Genomic DNA, 14,664 nt, shown 5'->3' with positions numbered 1-14,664 from the left:
ATGATGGCAGGGCTCAGGGAGCTCAAGAAGGAACGCACCCGGCGGCACCTCGCCGAGGTGGCGCTGCGGCTGTTCGACGAGCGCGGCTACGACGCGGTGACGGTCAACGAGATCGCCGAGGCGGCCGGCGTCGCCAAGGTCACGCTGTTCAACTACTTCCCGTCCAAGGACTGCCTGGTCCTCGACGGCGTGGCCGACGACACGGCGGCCGTCGTCGCCGGGCGGCCGGAGGGGCAGCCGCCGCTGGCCGCGCTGCGCGAGCACTACCGGCGGGCGGCGGCCGGCGCGGTGGACGAGATCGACGTCGGCCACCTGCTCACCCAGGTGCGGGTGATCGCCGCGACCCCCGCGCTCATGGCCGGCGTCTACCAGGCTCACCTGGGCCGCCGTTACGAGCTGGCCGCCGCGCTGGCCGCCGACGTGGGGGAGGCGCTCGCGCCGCTGCTGGCCGGGCAGATCACCGCCGCCCTCACCACCCTCCAGGAGTCGTTCTTCCAGCGGCTGGCCGCCGGGACGCCGCTGGAGGAGGCACGGCGGCTGATGGCCGCCGACGTCGAGCTCGCCTTCGACCTCCTCGAGAACGGGATCAAACAGTGAAGAAGGGCATCAACTACGACACCGGGTTCCTGCCCGAGCCCGGCCGCAGCCGCGTCCGCTTCGACCGCGACACCGCGCGCCGCGAGATGCGCGTGATCGCCGAGGAACTGCACTGCACGGTGGTCCGCGTCTCCGGCGCCGACCCCGCCCGGCTCACCGTCGCCGCCGAGGAGGCCGCCGCGGCCGGGCTGGCGGTCTACTACGCGCCCTTCCCCGTCGACCTGCACCCGGGCGAGACGCTGGAGCTGTACGCCGAGTCGGCCCGCCGGGCCGAGGCGCTGCGCCGCACCGGCGCCGAGGTGGTCCTGGTGACCGGCTGCGAGACCAGCGCCTTCGGCCACGGCTACCTGCCCGGCGCCACCTACGGCGCCCGCATGGCCGCCATGGGCGAGGCCGACGCCGCATGGTGGGCGACCACGGTCCCGCCCGTCGTCGCGCGGCTCGACGCGTTCCTCGCCGAGGCCGCCGAGACGGTCAGGCCGCTGTTCGGCGGGCGGCTCACCTACGCCGCCGGGCCGTGGGAGTTCGTCGACTGGACGCCGTTCGACCTGGTCGGCGTCGACGCCTACCGCGCCGCCTACAACGCGGACGCCTTCCGCGACGAGATGCGCGCCCACTTCGGGCACGGCAAGCCGGTCGTCGTCACCGAGTTCGGCACCTGCCCCTACCGGGGCGCCGCCGAGCGGGGCGGCTCGGCCTGGGCGGTCCCCGGCGACGCCGTGCCCGACGAGGGCGAGCAGGTCCGCTACCTGGAGGAGCTGCTCGACGTGTTCGAGCAGGAGGGCGTCGAGGCCGCGATGTGGTTCACGTTCGCCGGCTACACGCGGATCGGCGGCGCCGCCGACCTCGGCTCCTACGGCGTCGTCAGCATGCTCGACGAGACCCGCTGGCGGCCCCGCCAGGTCTTCCACGCCATGGCCGCTAGGTACGCGCGCAGCTGAAGATCGCCGTGCCCGGCAGGTGGCGGCCCCGCAATGGGCTCCAGCCGCCCCACACCCGCTCGTGCCCCTCCGGCCACTCCGGCTCCAGCAGGCCCGTGAGGGCCAGCCCCGAGGCGACGACGAGACCCACCCAGTCGCCCAAGGTCCGGTGGTGCTCGACGTAGCTGAGCTCGCCGTCCTCGTCGTGCTCGGTGTAGGGCGAACGGTCGAAGTAGGAGCGGTCGGACGTCAGCCCGCGCGGGCCCGGATCGTCCGGGAACGCCCACCGGATCGGATGGCTGACCGAGAACACGAACCGCCCGCCCGGCACCAGCACCCGGCGCACCTCGCGCAGCACCGCCAGCGGGTCGGCGACGAACGGCAGCGCCCCGAACGCCGAGCACGCCAGGTCGAAGCTCTCCGCGGCGAACGGCAGCGCCTCGGCGTCGGCCTGCACCAGCGGCACCGCCCGGCCGCCGGGAGCGCCGTCGAGGTCGATGCGCTGGGCGTGACGCAACTGGCGGTGCGACAGGTCGAACGCCGCCACCCGCGCCCCCTGGCCCAGCAGCCAGCGGGCGCACTGCGCCGCCCCGCAGCCGATCTCCAGCACCCGCCGCCCGCGCACGTCGCCGAGCAGCCGCGCGTCGGCCTCGTCGACGCCCTCGGGGCACCAGACGAAGCCGTCGTCGCGCAGGAAGTCGCCGTGCTCCAGCTGGTAGTCGTCGGCGTTGCCGTCCCACCAGCCCCGGTTGGCCCGCGACGAGGGTGAGATCACTAGCGCATCTTGGGGCCGCGCGGCATGCGGGCGCCCTTGGGCATCGGGCCCTTGGGCATCGGCATGTTCTTCGGCAGCGACCGCAGCCGGTCCTTGACCTCGTTGACGGCCGGCTTCTTCAGGTTACGCGGCAGCTTCATCAGGTGGCGCTGCAGCTTGCCGAGCGGCACCTGGCCCTCGCCGTCACCGCACTGCACGTCGTAGATCTCGACGCCCAGCACCACCCGGGCGACCCGCTTCTTCTCCGCCGCCAGCATCTTGGCCACCCGGTTGCCGGGACCCTCCGACACCAGCACGACGCCCGGAAAGCCGACCACCATGTGGATCAGGTCCTGGTCACGGTTGACCGCGATGGCGGGGGTGACCTGCCAGTTGCCGCGCATGCCCTGCAGCACCGCGGCGGCCGCGCCGGTCTGGCCGTGCAGGATCGAATACTGGGCCCGCTGCGCGAGCTGCCCGAACACCACCAGGCCGACCGTGAAGGCGGCCAGGATGCCCAGGAACACGGAATACCACAGGTAGTCCGTGACCAGGCCGATCACGACGACCACAGCCAGCGTGCCCACCGCCGAGAGGAAGACGATCGGCATCCCCTTGGGATTGGCCTGCTTGATGATCTGCGCGATCATGCGGAGCTGCTTGATGCGCCCCGGCTTATCTGGGTCCTCGGACTTCGCCATGCAAGGAAGGATACAAACGAACCGGACAAGTACGGGAACCCGGCAGGGGTCACGCCGCCACGAAGAACTCCAGCAGCTCGGGCAGCAGCGCCCCGGCCGCCACGTTGTGCGTCTGGCCCTCCAGGACCCGGTGCGCCGCGCCGGGCACGCACGCGGCCACGGCACGGCCCGCCGCACCCATCCAGGAGGGGCTGAGCTCGCCGTTGAGCACGAGCGCGGGCCGGTCGAGCCCGGCGATGCGGGCCGCAGGAAGCGCGTTGCCCGGCCCCATCACGGCCGCCTCGTAGGCCAGCGTGTGGGCCAGCGCCTCCAGCTCCGCCCAGTGCGGGCCGGCCCGCATCGCGGCGACCGTCTCCGCGGGCGTCTCGGCGGCGGCCGTCATGAACAGCTCCACCGCCTCACCCCGGCTGCCCCGCCCCACCAGATCGGCGAGCCGGGCGGCGAAGTCCGCGGGAAGCCCGGGCGCGTCCGCGCCGACGTGGTAGGGCGGCTCCCACAGGGCCAGCTTGGAGATCTGCGGCATCCGTACGGCGGCCTCCAGGGCGAGGGCGGCGCCGGAGGAGCCGCCGAACACCATGGCCCGCCCGCCGGCCGCCGCCACGACGGCGGCCAGGTCGTCGATCTCACGCTCGGCCGAGTAAGGAGGCGTGTCGCCGCTGGCCCCGCGCCCCCGGCGGTCGTAGTCGAACACCGTGAACCACGGCGCCAGCCCCGAGGCCACCGCGGCCATGAGCGGATGGCCGCGGCCGGTGAACGCCCCGTGCACCAGCACGAGCGCCGGACCGGCGCCGTGCCGGTCGACGGCGATCGCGGTGCCGTCGGCCGAGGTGACGGTGAAGGTCCCGGTCACGAAGGCTGGACGAGGCACAGGACCTCCCAGTGGTGGCCGTCGAGGTCGGCGAAGGCGCGCTGGTAGCGGAAGGCGTCACGCCGGGCCCCGCCCAGCGCGGTGCCGCCGGCCTCGACGGCCTTGGCGGCCAGCTCGTCCACCCGCGCCTCGTTCTCCACGCCGAGCACCAGGATCGCCTCGGTGGCCTTGGTGGCGTCGCCGACCTCGCGGTGCGCGTAGGACGCGAACGTGGGCTCGGCCAGCAGCATCACCTGCGTCTCGTCGTTGACGACGACGGAGGCCATGTCGTCGGCGGCGCCGAACAGCGTGAAGCCGAGCTCGGTGAAGAACGCCTTCGACCGGGCGAGATCCTTGACGGGGAGGTTCACGAACAGCTGCATTTTCTTCCAGTCCTTCCGGTGAGTTCGTGCCTCAAGCATGCTCGCCGGGACCGGCCCCGGTCTTGCACGTGCGCGCCGGGGACTTGACGATCAGCGCACTACCCGCAGGCGCGCCGGTAGGCGGCCGGCGGCACCCCGTAGGCGCTGCGGAACAGGCGGCTGAAGTGCGCCGGGTCGGGCAGCCCCCAGCGCGCCGCGAGCACGCTCACCGGAGTGTCGCGCAGCGCCGGGTCGGCCAGGTCGGCGCGGCAGCGTTCGAGCCGCCGGTGCCGGATCCACGCCGCGACCGTGGTCTCCCGAGCCTCGAACAGCCGGTGCAGGTAGCGCGGCGAGATGTGGTGCGCCGCCGCCACGCCCGCCGGATCGAGCCCGGCGTCACCCAGGTGCTTCTCGATGAAGGCGTGCACCCGGGCCAGCAGCACCTCCTGCCGCGTCTCGTGCGGCACCGCGCCCAGCTCCTCGACCCGCTCGGCCACGGCCGTGGTGACCAGGTCCATCACCACGCCGGCCAGCCGGGCCGCGCTGGCGGGCCGGTAGGAGTCGAGGTCGAGCGCCACCCGGCGCAGCAGCGGCGCGGCCAGCGCCCCGGCGCCCTCGCCCGAGGCGATCGGCACCGCCGTGACCGACGCCGCGCCGGGCGGTAACCGCAGCAGCTCACGCGGGAAGCTGAACACCGCCAGCCGCACCGCGGAGTCGTAGACCAGCTCGTAGGGCCGGGTGAAGTCGTAGAGGGCGAACTCGCCCGGGCGCAGCCGCGCCTGCCTGCCGTCCTGGCCCAGCAGCGGGGTGCCCGACACGGGCAGCACCAGCCGGTAGAGCTCGGGGCTGTCGCGGCGGATCAGGCCGGGCGTGCGGTGCACGCTGTGCGGCGTCGAGGTCTGCACCTTGCCGACGCCCACCGGCCCGAGCTGCCCCGCCTCGATCTGCCCGCGCAGCGGCGCGTCGGCGTCGACACGCACGTCGAGCGGCCCGAGCGCGTCGCACACGACGCTCAGCCACGCCTCGCGGCGCTCGGCCGCCGGCACGTCGGCGGCGCGGATCAACACGGCCATGGGGGGAGCCTCCCTCAGGATGCTCACCCCATGGTAGCGATTCGATCAGGCCGTCTGGCGGGCCGCGATCGCCTGCTGGTAGAGCTTGCCGGCGCGGTAGGAGGAGCGGACCAGCGGCCCGGACAGCACGCCCGCGAAGCCGATCGCCTCGGCCTCGGCCTGCAGCTCGACGAACTCCTCCGGCTTGACCCAGCGGTCCACCGGGTGGTGGCGCGGGGTCGGGCGCAGATACTGGGTGATCGTGATCAGGTCGGTGCCGGCCTCGTGCAGGCCGCGCATCGCCTCGACGATCTCCTCACGGGTCTCGCCCATGCCGAGGATCAGGTTGGACTTGGTGACCAGCCCGGCCTCGCGGGCCATCGTGAGCACCTCCAGCGACCGCTCGTAACGGAACCCGGGACGGATCCGCTTGAAGATGCGCGGCACGGTCTCGACGTTGTGCGCGAACACCTCGGGCTTGCTGGAGAAGACCTCCTCCAGCTGCTCGCGGTTGCCGTTGAAGTCCGGAACCAGCAGCTCGACGCCGCAGCCCGGAAGCAGCGCGTGGATCTGGCGGGCCGTCTCGGCGTAGAGCCAGGCGCCGCCGTCGGGCAGGTCGTCGCGGGCCACGCCCGTCACGGTCGCGTAGCGCAGGCCCATCTGCTGGACCGACTCGGCCACCCGGCGCGGCTCGTCACGGTCGTACTCCGTGGGCTTGCCGGTGTCGATGAGGCAGAAGTCGCAGCGGCGCGTGCACTGGTCGCCGCCGATGAGGAAGGTCGCCTCGCGGTCCTCCCAGCACTCGTAGATGTTGGGACAGCCCGCCTCTTCACAGACCGTGTGCAGGCCCTCCCGGCGCACGAGCGATTTGAGCTCGGTGTATTCGGGGCCCGTCTTCAGCTTGGTCTTGATCCACGGGGGCTTGCGCTCGATAGGGGTTTCGGCGTTGCGCACCTCCAGGCGGAGGAGCTTTCGGCCTTCAGGAGCAACGGTCACCCTCACAGCTTACGTCTCCGGCCGCCCGAGCCGGATCGAGGGTCGCTTTCAGGTGACGTCGCTCTCAGCTGACGTCGCTCTCAGGTGATGAGGCCGAAGCTGCGGATCGCCCGCGTGTAGTGGCGCAGCAGCTCGGCGTCGATCCGGTCGGACTCGGCCTCGCCCAGCAGGACGGCGTTGGACGAGCCGGGCACCTCGCTCGCCCGCGCGCCGAAGCGGGCCAGCGCGCCCTGCCGGATCGCCGTCACGTTCTCGCCGCGCAGCACCGCGGCCTGCATCGGCGCCAGGTAGCGGTGTCCGGCGACCAGGTCCTCCAGCTCGGCCAGCTCCTCGGCCGTCGCCACCCGCAGCGCCAGCGCCCGCCTGCGCTCGGCCGCCTGCCCGTCGCCCGACCGCGCCAGCCGCGTCAGGCCGTACTCCAGCAGCAGCACCGGCGCGCCGAACACCCGGCCGATCAACCGGCCCAGCAGCCCCGCCGCCTGGTAGCCGGTGGTGGGCGCGTCGAGCGCGCCCAGCGTGACGGTGATCTTGACCTCGGCGTCCTCGCGCGCCTGCAACGGCGCGGCGCCCAGCAGCGCCCCGCGCCACTCGGCCAGCGTCGACAGCGCGCCGCCGATCACCACGCCGTCGCCGTCCGCCGACCCGGCGTACGCCGTCGCCAGCAGCGTCACCCGCTGCCTGGCCGGTAGCGCCATCCACAACGGCAGCCCGACGACCAGCACGGGCGTCCGGAAAAGCCCCAGCTTCTCGTACGAGGCGGCCGGGGCCATGTCCCTGACCGCGATCCTCACCGGACGCCTGACGCCCATCCGGTCCGCCACCCGCTCGGCCGTGCCGTACAGCTCACCGGCCGACTCGCGGTCGAGCACCTCGGCGTCGTCGGGCAGCCGCCCCAGGCGCGGGCGCAGCATCCAGCCGATGCCGATGAGCAGGCCGCCCAGCACCCAGGCGACGGCGAACTCCGCGTTGACCGCGATCGTCCAGCCGCCGAGCACCACGAAGGCGACGGTGAGCGCATGCACGAGCAGGGCGAGGAGGAACGCTGTGACCCGTTTCACATCGCGATAGTAGAGCGGCATGTCGCCCATCGGCCACTATCTGCGGAGAAGATCCTCTTCGTGCAGGTCGAACGGCTCCCGCCCGAGCGCCTCGGCCAGGCGCTTCTCGGCGATCGGCATGACCTCCTCCACCACGATCCGCCGTCCCGTCTCCGCGGAGAGCGTGGAGACGCCCACGTCGGGCAGCCCGCACGGGACGATCCGGTTGAACCACCGCGGATCATTGGCGCAGTTGAGCGCGAAACCATGCATCGTGACACCGCGCGACACCCGGATGCCCACCGCGCCGAGCTGCCGGTCGGGCAGCCCCAGACCGGCGTCGCCCACCGCCCACACCCCGGCCCGCCCGCGCACCCGCCGGGCGGTCACCCCGAAGTCGGCGCAGATCTGGATCATCGTCTCCTCGAGCCGGCAGACGTAGTCGGTCACGTCGGAGACGGCCACGATCGGATAGCCGACCAGCTGCCCCGGCCCGTGCCAGGTGACCCGCCCGCCGCGGTCGACGTCGACCACCGGAGTGCCGTCGGACGGCCGCTCGTCCGGCCTGGCCCGCTTGCCCGCCGTGTAGACGGGCGCGTGCTCCAGCATCAGCAGCGTGTCGGTGAGCTCACCGGCGGCCCGCTTGCCGTGCACCCAGCGCTGGAGCGACCAGGCCTGCTCGTACGGGACGTCGACGCCCAGGCGGACGACGGCGAGTGCGTGGGGATCGACCCCATGGGTGGGGCGCATGTGTCCATTGTGCCGTTCCCTCACCCTTGTAGGGTAATTCAGGAAGTCAGCAGGCGGGGTTCGATCCTGAACTCCTTCACGCCGCCCGCGCCGTCATGCTCCAGCTTGTACGCATAGCCGTCAGGATCGGTCGTCACCGCCTGGATGAACTCGGTGCCGACGTAGTGCAGCGCCACGCCCTCGTCGGCCGCGTAGCCGCCCGGCAGCTCGCCCGAGGCCACCGACTGCTGCAGCAGCGGGCGGCGCTGCGGCTCGGCGTTGTAGTGCACGCCACACGAGTAGGGCAGGAAGCCCAGGCCGTCGGCCCACACCCGCAGCTCGGGGCCGAAGGAGTCGGTGTTGCCGCCCACGTGCCAGCACAGGGCGCCCGCGCTCTGCCCCGACAGCACCACCCCGGCCCGCCACGCCTCCTCGAACGCCTCGTCCAGGCCGTGCAGCCGCCACAACGCCATCAGATTGGCCACACTGCCGCCGCTGACGTAGATCATGTCCTGTTCCAGCATCCACGCCCGCGGATCGGCCACGTTGGGCATCGGGAACACCGTCAGATGGCTCAGCTCGACGTCCCAGCCCGCGAACGCGCCGTACATCTTCAGCACCCAATCGGCGCTGTCACCCATCGCGGTCGCGAGCAGGCCCAGCTTGGGCCGGTCCTGCCCCGTCAGATCGAGCCCGTAGCGCAGCAGCGGGCTCGCCTCCAGGAAGCCGTGGCGCTCGGTGGCGCGGAACGATCCGCCGCCGATGGCGAGAATGTGGGACTGCCCTGACCTGGTCATGTCGGAATCTCCCCGATGCGTAGGACGAACAGCACACTAGAGTACGGCGCGCAGCGCATCGCCGAGGCGCGTATGCGCGAAGCCATAACCGCTGTTCACCAGCTTGTCAGGGACGATCCGGTGCCCCGGGAGCAGCCCTTCCTGCGCGAACTCGCCCAGCCCGAGCCGCAGCGCGAACCCCGGCACCGGGATCGGCATCGTGGCGCGTCGCACCGCCCGGCCGAGCGTGCGGGTGAACTCGGCGTTCGTGACCGGCGTCGGTGAGGTGAGGTTCACCGGCCCCACCAGATCCCGATTTTTCACCACATGGATGGTCGCCTGGACCCAGTCGTCCTCCGAGATCCACGACCAGTACTGCTTCCCCGACCCCAGCGGCGCCCCCAGCCCCGCCCGGAAGATCGGCAGCATCCGGCCCAGCGCCCCGCCGCGCCGGCTCAGCACCAGCCCCGTCCGCAACTGCGCCGCCCGCACCCCGAACTCCCCGGCGGCCCGGCCCTCACGCTCCCACCGCTCGCACAGCTCCGCCAGGAACCCCTCGCCCTTGCCCCGGCTCTCGTCGACCACCTCGTCGCCGGTGTCGCCGTAGAAGTCCACGCCCGACGCCGTCACCAGCGTCGCCGGCGGACGCTCCAGCCCCCGCATCGCCTCCACCAGCAGCCGCGTGCTGTCCACCCGGCTGCGCACCAGCTCCCGCTTGTAGTCCGCGCTCCACCGCCGGTCCGCGATGGGCGCCCCGGCCAGATGCACCACCGCCCGCGCCCCGTCCAGCACCGCCGGATCCAGCACCCCCGCACGCGGCTCCCACCGCGCCTCGTCGGGCCCGCGCGGCTCCCGCCGCACCAGCGTCACGACCCGCTCCCCGCCCGCCCGCAACGCCTCGACCAGCGGCCCGCCGAGCAACCCCGACGCCCCGGTCACCACGATCGCCATCCCCCAACCCTACGCCGCCCCACCCCACCTTCCGAGGACGCGGCTTTCCGGGGGACACGGCCCTCCGGGGGCGCGGCCTTCTGGGGCGCGGCCACTGGGTTCCCCGCCGTTCGGGCTCCCCGTCCTCCGAGAACCCCGCCCTCCGGGGCTTCGGCAGGCGTCCCCTCCCGCCTGCCCCGCCCTCACGGGTGGCCGCATGCGGAGGCTGCGGCCAGGCGGCCCCTCGGGGCAGTGGGGCCCTCCTGGGGCCGGCCTGGGCGGCTCGCCGTTCCGTGGCCCGCGGGGCTCGGGTCTGGGGACCGGGGAAGCCGGGGACCGTAGGGCCGGGGGACCGCTGGGCGCTCGGGGTGGCTCCCCGCGCGGGCCCGGTCAGGTGAGGAACCTAGCGGCGGGCCCGGTCCTGTGGGGACCTAGCGCCGGTCCGGTCCTGTGGGGGCCTTGGGGGCGCGTACGGGACCGCTCCAAACCGGGCGGAGGCCCCGGGAAAAGGCGCGGGGCCGGGCGCGCGGGTGCGCGTCCGGCCCCAGGGGCGTGCGGTGGTCAGGCGAGGCCGAGCTGGGCCTCGAAGCGCCCTTCCTCCAGGCGCCGCTTGATCGTGGTGAGGAAGCGGGCCGCGTCGGCGCCGTCGACCAGGCGGTGGTCGTACGTGAGCGCCAGGTAGACCATCGACCGGACCGCGATGACCTCGCCCTCCGGCGTGTCGACCACGACGGGACGCTTGACGACGGCGCCGGTGCCGAGCATGCCGACCTGCGGCTGGTTGAGGATCGGCGTGTCGAACAGGGCGCCGCGGCTGCCGGTGTTGGTCAGCGTGAACGTGCCGCCGGTGATCTCGTCCGGGGTCACCTTGTTGGCGCGGGTGCGCTCGGCCAGGTCGGTGACCTTGCGGGCGAGCCCGGCGAGGTTGAGGTCGCCGGCGTCCTTGACCACGGCGGCGAGCAGGCCACGGTCGGTGTCGACCGCGATGCCGAGGTTCTCGACGTCGAAGTAGGTCACCTCGTTGGTCTCGTTGTTGATGGTCGCGTTGAGCTTGGGGTGCTGCTTGAGCGCCTCGACGGTGGCCATCGCGAAGAACGGGGTGAACGTCAGCTTGACGCCCTCGCGGCGGAAGAACTCGTCCTTCGCCTGCGCCCGCAGCCGCGCGATCTTGGTGACGTCGACCTCGACGACCGAGGTGAGCTGGGCGGCCGTCTGAAGCGACTCGACCATGCGCTTGGCGATCGTCTGGCGCAGGCGGGTCATCTTCTCGGTGCGGCCGCGCAGCGTGGTGTCGACCTCGACCGGCTCGGGCGCGGCAGCCGGAGCGGCGGCCTGCGCCGGAGCGGCGGCCGGAGCGGCGGGAGCAGCCGCGGCCGGGGCGGCCTGGGCGGCGGGAGCCTGCTCGCGGCGGCTCTTGGCGGCCTCGAGCACGTCCTGCTTGCGGATGCGGCCGCCGACGCCGGTGCCGGTGATGGCGTCGAGGTCCACGCCGTGCTCGTTGGCCAGCTTGCGCACCAGCGGCGTCACGTACGGGCTGTCGCCCGAGGTGGGCAGCGGCGCGGGAGCGGCGGCCTGGGCGGGCGCGGGAGCCGGGGCGGGGGCCGGCGCCGGAGCGGGCTCCGGCTGCGGGGCCGGGGCGGGCTGCGGGGCCGCCTGCGGGGCGGGCGCGGGCTGCGGGATGGAGGAGGCGGGAGCCGGAGCGGGCTCAGGCTCGGGCTCCGGCTCGGGCTGGGCGGCGGGGGCGGCCTCCTCGGCGGGGGCGGCCGCGCCGGCCTGGCCGCTCTCGTCGATGATGGCCAGCTCCGCGCCGACCTCGACGGTCTCGTCCTCAGCCACGACGATCTTGGTGATGACACCCGCGGAAGGCGACGGGATCTCGGTGTCGACCTTGTCGGTCGACACTTCGAGGAGCGGCTCGTCGGCCTCGACGCGCTCGCCCTCCTTCTTCAGCCAACGGGTGACGGTGCCCTCGGTGACGCTCTCGCCGAGCTGGGGCATCTGTACGGAGACCGGCATCGTTATTCTTCTCTCGCGTTCTGATCTCGAGGGCGGATTAGTTGTGTACGTGCAGCGGCTTGCCGGCCAGGGCCAGCATCGCCTCACCGACCGCCTCGGACTGGGTCGGGTGTGCGTGGATGAGCTGGGCGACCTCTGCGGGCAGCGCCTCCCAGTTGTAGATGAGCTGGCCTTCGGTGACGAGCTCGCCGATGCGGCGGCCCACCATGTGGACGCCGACGACCGGCCCGTCCTTGCGGGCGAGGACCTTGACGGCGCCGCCCGTGCCGAGGATCTGGCTCTTGGGGTTGCCCGCGAGGTCGTAGACCTGCTCGACGATCTCGATGCCGCGCTCGGCGGCCTGCGCGGACGTGATGCCCACCGAGGCGACCTCGGGGTCGGAGTAGGTGATCCGGGGCACGCCCGCGTAGTCGATGGGCGGCGGGTTGAGGCCCGCGATGTGCTCGGCCACCATGATGCCCTCGGCGAACCCGGCGTGGGCCAGCTGCAGCGTGGGGATCAGGTCGCCGACGGCGTAGACGCCGGGCGCGGTGGTGCGGCAGTGCTCGTCGACCGTGACGGCGCCGCGCTCGATCGTGACGCCGGCCTCCTCGAAGCCCATGCCGGCCGAGACGGCGCCGCGGCCGACCGCGACGAGCAGGATCTCGGCGTCGAGGGTCTTGCCGTTGGCCAGGGTGACGAGCACACCGGTGTCGGTGGTCTTGACGCTCTCGAAGAAGACGCCGAGCTCGTACTTGATGCCGCGCCGGCGGAAGGCCCGCTCCAGCAGCTTGGAGCTGGACTCCTCCTCGGTGGGCAGCAGGTGCGGCAGCCCTTCGACGATGGTGACCTCGGCGCCGAAGGAGCGGTAGACGCTGGCCAGCTCGACGCCGATGACGCCGCCGCCGAGGACGACCACGGAGGCGGGCACCCGGTCCATCTTCAGCGTGTGCTCGCTGGTGATGATCCGCTCGCCGTCGATGTCGAGGCCGGGCAGGCTGCGGGGCGCCGAACCGGTGGCGAGCACCACGTTGCGGCCCTCGTACACCTCGTCGCCGACCTGGACGCGGCGCTCGGCGAGCAGGCGGCCCTCGCCCTCGACCACCGTCACGCCCGCGGCCTTGAGCAGGCCCTGCACGCCCTTCCAGGCGCGGCTGACGATCTTGTCCTTGAAGGCGTGCACGCCGGCCACGTCGATGCCCTCGAAGTGCGCCTTGACGCCGAACGAGGCGCTCTCGCGGGTCTCGTCGGCGACCTCCGCGGAGTGCAGCAGGGCCTTGGTGGGGATGCATCCCCGGTGCAGGCAGGTGCCGCCGATCTTGTCCTTCTCGATCAGGGCGACCGTCATGCCCAGCTCGGCTGCCCGCAGCGCGCAGGCGTAACCGCCGCTGCCGCCACCTAGGACGACGATGTCGTAGGCCACAGGAAGGCTCCTTGTCGGGGTGTTCGTGATGCCGTCATCTTTTCATCTGTTCCGGGCGCTCGGGTGCCGGTCCCCTCAGATGCTCGCGTGCCGTTCGGCGAGCGCGATGAGGGTGCGGGCGAAGGCGCCGGTGCCGCCCTTGGGGGTGTAGCCGTGCGCCTCGCCCTTGTTGAAGGCCGGGCCGGCCATGTCGATGTGCGCCCAGCGGACGCCGTCGGGCACGAACTCCTTGAGGAAGATGCCCGCGGCCAGCATGCTGCCCCAGCGCTCGGGCTGCAGGTTGGCGATGTCGGCGACGGGGGAGTCGAGGCCCTTGCGCAGCTCCTCGGGCAGCGGCATGCCCCAGGCGCCCTCGCCGGCGGCGGTCGCGGCCTCGACGACGAGCTCGCGCACGGCGTCGTCGTTGGCCATGACGCCGGCGGTGCGCCAGCCGAGGGCGACGATCTGCGCGCCGGTCAGCGTGGCGACGTCGACGATCAGGTCGGGGTTGTCCTCGGCGGCGCGGGCGATGCCGTCCATGAGGACGAGGCGGCCCTCGGCGTCGGTGTCGAGCACCTCGACGGTCTTGCCGCTGTAGCTGTGGATGACGTCGGAGGGGCGCTGGGCGGTGCCGCTCGGCAGGTTCTCCGCCAGGCAGAGGTAACCGATGGCGTTGACCGGCAGGCCCAGGCGGGCGATGCCGACGAGCGCCCCGAAAACGGCGCCCGCGCCTCCCATGTCGGACTTCATCCAGTCCATGGACGCCGACGGCTTCAGCGACAGGCCGCCGGAGTCGAACGTGATGCCCTTGCCCACGTACGCCAGCGTCTTGGTGGCCTCGGGGTGGGTGTAGGAGAGCCGGACGAGCCGCGGCGGGTTGACCGAACCCTGGCCGACGCCGACGAGGCCGCCGTAGCCGCCGTCGCGCAGCTGCTTGTCGTCGAGCACCTCGACGCTCAGCCCGTGCTCGGCGCCGGTGCGCTCGGCGATCTCGGCGAACTTGGCCGGCCACAGGTCGGACGGCGGCGTGTTGACCAGGTCGCGCACCAGCGTGACGGCGTCGGCCAGGATCGCGGCACGCTCGCCGGCGGCGGCGTCCTCGCCCGACAGGACGGTCAGCTCGCTCACCGGCTCCTTCTGGCCCTCGCCGGTGCGGTAGCGCGAGAAGCCGTAGGCGCCCAGCAGGCCGCCCAGTGCGACGGCCTCGGCCTCGGCGGCGGAGCCGGCGGGGAAGGCGAGCGCGGCGCGGGCGGTGCCGGCCAGCGAGCGCACGGCGGCGCCGGCGGCGCGGCGCAGCCCTTCGGCGTCAGGGGACTCGCCGAGCCCGACGGCCACCAGCACCGGAGCGGTGACGGAGCCGAACGTGGGCAGTTTGGCCAGCTCGCCCGGCTTGCCGGAGAAGCCCACGGAGGTCAGCGAGGAGGCGAGCTTGCCACCGAAGGCCGCGTCGAGGGATTCGGCGCCTGTGGCGGGGCTGGGACCGCCGGGGCCGGACAGGAACCCGACGATGAGCGCGTCGGTGTCGAACGAGACGGGATCTGCTGAGTTCAGCCGCACAGTGGTCAC

The 14,664-nt window shown here is 73.1% G+C and carries 15 protein-coding genes; 2 read left to right on the top strand and 13 right to left on the bottom strand.

What is annotated here, in order from left to right; genetic code table 11:
* Nucleotides 1–597, top strand: coding sequence for a helix-turn-helix domain-containing protein (locus AB0J53_RS16270; protein ID WP_364172931.1), 597 nt, complete (start codon nt 1–3; stop codon nt 595–597).
* The gene (locus tag AB0J53_RS16265) at nt 594–1,538 is read left to right on the top strand and encodes a hypothetical protein (protein WP_364172606.1); all 945 of its coding nucleotides are present in this window, start codon (nt 594–596) and stop codon (nt 1,536–1,538) included. Before AB0J53_RS16270 ends, AB0J53_RS16265 begins: the two co-directional genes overlap by 4 nt.
* Here the strand turns inward: AB0J53_RS16265 and AB0J53_RS16260 are convergent.
* The 13 genes from AB0J53_RS16260 to AB0J53_RS16200 form a co-directional block, all read right to left on the bottom strand.
* Nucleotides 1,519–2,292 carry a class I SAM-dependent methyltransferase gene (locus AB0J53_RS16260; RefSeq protein WP_364172603.1) on the bottom strand — a complete coding sequence of 258 codons (774 nt, stop codon included), beginning with the start codon at nt 2,290–2,292 and terminating at the stop codon, nt 1,519–1,521. The two genes, AB0J53_RS16265 and AB0J53_RS16260, sit on opposite strands and share 20 nt — an antisense overlap.
* Nucleotides 2,292–2,972: a DUF4191 domain-containing protein gene (locus AB0J53_RS16255; protein WP_219516439.1), complete on the bottom strand. Its 681-nt coding sequence runs from the start codon at nt 2,970–2,972 to the stop codon at nt 2,292–2,294. The genes AB0J53_RS16260 and AB0J53_RS16255 overlap by 1 nt, the downstream gene beginning before the upstream one ends.
* 49 nt (nt 2,973–3,021) lie before the next feature.
* Nucleotides 3,022–3,840 (bottom strand): alpha/beta hydrolase, encoded by an 819-nt coding sequence (locus tag AB0J53_RS16250; RefSeq protein ID WP_364172600.1) that lies wholly within the window; start codon nt 3,838–3,840, stop codon nt 3,022–3,024.
* On the bottom strand, nt 3,819–4,202 hold the full coding sequence (locus AB0J53_RS16245) for a VOC family protein (RefSeq protein ID WP_219516435.1): 384 nt from the start codon (nt 4,200–4,202) through the stop codon (nt 3,819–3,821). Before AB0J53_RS16245 ends, AB0J53_RS16250 begins: the two co-directional genes overlap by 22 nt.
* A 98-nt stretch (nt 4,203–4,300) precedes the next feature.
* Entirely contained in the window at nt 4,301–5,254 is a 954-nt protein-coding gene (locus AB0J53_RS16240; RefSeq protein WP_364172596.1) for a helix-turn-helix domain-containing protein, read from the bottom strand.
* A gap of 45 nt (nt 5,255–5,299) precedes the next feature.
* Nucleotides 5,300–6,229 (bottom strand): lipoyl synthase, encoded by a 930-nt coding sequence (gene lipA / locus AB0J53_RS16235; RefSeq protein WP_219516418.1) that lies wholly within the window; start codon nt 6,227–6,229, stop codon nt 5,300–5,302.
* Nucleotides 6,230–6,309: 80 nt separating this feature from the next.
* Nucleotides 6,310–7,287: a hypothetical protein gene (locus AB0J53_RS16230; RefSeq protein ID WP_364172593.1), complete on the bottom strand. Its 978-nt coding sequence runs from the start codon at nt 7,285–7,287 to the stop codon at nt 6,310–6,312.
* A gap of 36 nt (nt 7,288–7,323) precedes the next feature.
* Nucleotides 7,324–8,016 (bottom strand): lipoyl(octanoyl) transferase LipB, encoded by a 693-nt coding sequence (gene lipB, locus AB0J53_RS16225; protein WP_364172590.1) that lies wholly within the window; start codon nt 8,014–8,016, stop codon nt 7,324–7,326.
* Nucleotides 8,017–8,054: 38 nt separating this feature from the next.
* The gene (locus AB0J53_RS16220) at nt 8,055–8,792 is read right to left on the bottom strand and encodes a peptidase E (RefSeq protein ID WP_364172587.1); all 738 of its coding nucleotides are present in this window, start codon (nt 8,790–8,792) and stop codon (nt 8,055–8,057) included.
* 36 nt (nt 8,793–8,828) lie between these two features.
* Nucleotides 8,829–9,722 (bottom strand): TIGR01777 family oxidoreductase, encoded by an 894-nt coding sequence (locus AB0J53_RS16215; protein ID WP_219516370.1) that lies wholly within the window; start codon nt 9,720–9,722, stop codon nt 8,829–8,831.
* A gap of 540 nt (nt 9,723–10,262) precedes the next feature.
* Nucleotides 10,263–11,717, bottom strand: coding sequence for a 2-oxoglutarate dehydrogenase, E2 component, dihydrolipoamide succinyltransferase (gene sucB, locus AB0J53_RS16210; RefSeq protein ID WP_364172584.1), 1,455 nt, complete (start codon nt 11,715–11,717; stop codon nt 10,263–10,265).
* 37 nt (nt 11,718–11,754) lie between these two features.
* Nucleotides 11,755–13,119, bottom strand: a complete 1,365-nt coding sequence (gene lpdA / locus AB0J53_RS16205; RefSeq protein WP_357586454.1) for a dihydrolipoyl dehydrogenase — start codon at nt 13,117–13,119, stop codon at nt 11,755–11,757.
* Nucleotides 13,120–13,194: 75 nt separating this feature from the next.
* On the bottom strand, nt 13,195–14,664 hold the full coding sequence (locus AB0J53_RS16200; RefSeq protein ID WP_364172581.1) for a leucyl aminopeptidase: 1,470 nt from the start codon (nt 14,662–14,664) through the stop codon (nt 13,195–13,197).

It is taken from the genome of Nonomuraea sp. NPDC049725, assembly GCF_040674795.1.
In the GTDB taxonomy this organism is placed as follows: domain Bacteria; phylum Actinomycetota; class Actinomycetes; order Streptosporangiales; family Streptosporangiaceae; genus Nonomuraea; species Nonomuraea ceibae.
This window is presented reverse-complemented; position numbering and strand designations above follow the sequence as displayed.

Coding starts and splice junctions, on each gene's coding strand:
- AB0J53_RS16270 (WP_364172931.1), top strand. CDS start 1: ATGATGGCAGGGCTCAGGGAGCTCAAGAAGGAACGCACCCGGCGGCAC.
- AB0J53_RS16255 (WP_219516439.1), bottom strand. CDS start 2,972: ATGGCGAAGTCCGAGGACCCAGATAAGCCGGGGCGCATCAAGCAGCTC.
- AB0J53_RS16245 (WP_219516435.1), bottom strand. CDS start 4,202: ATGCAGCTGTTCGTGAACCTCCCCGTCAAGGATCTCGCCCGGTCGAAG.
- AB0J53_RS16240 (WP_364172596.1), bottom strand. CDS start 5,254: ATGGCCGTGTTGATCCGCGCCGCCGACGTGCCGGCGGCCGAGCGCCGC.
- lipB (WP_364172590.1), bottom strand. CDS start 8,016: ATGCGCCCCACCCATGGGGTCGATCCCCACGCACTCGCCGTCGTCCGC.
- AB0J53_RS16220 (WP_364172587.1), bottom strand. CDS start 8,792: ATGACCAGGTCAGGGCAGTCCCACATTCTCGCCATCGGCGGCGGATCG.
- AB0J53_RS16215 (WP_219516370.1), bottom strand. CDS start 9,722: ATGGCGATCGTGGTGACCGGGGCGTCGGGGTTGCTCGGCGGGCCGCTG.
- sucB (WP_364172584.1), bottom strand. CDS start 11,717: ATGCCGGTCTCCGTACAGATGCCCCAGCTCGGCGAGAGCGTCACCGAG.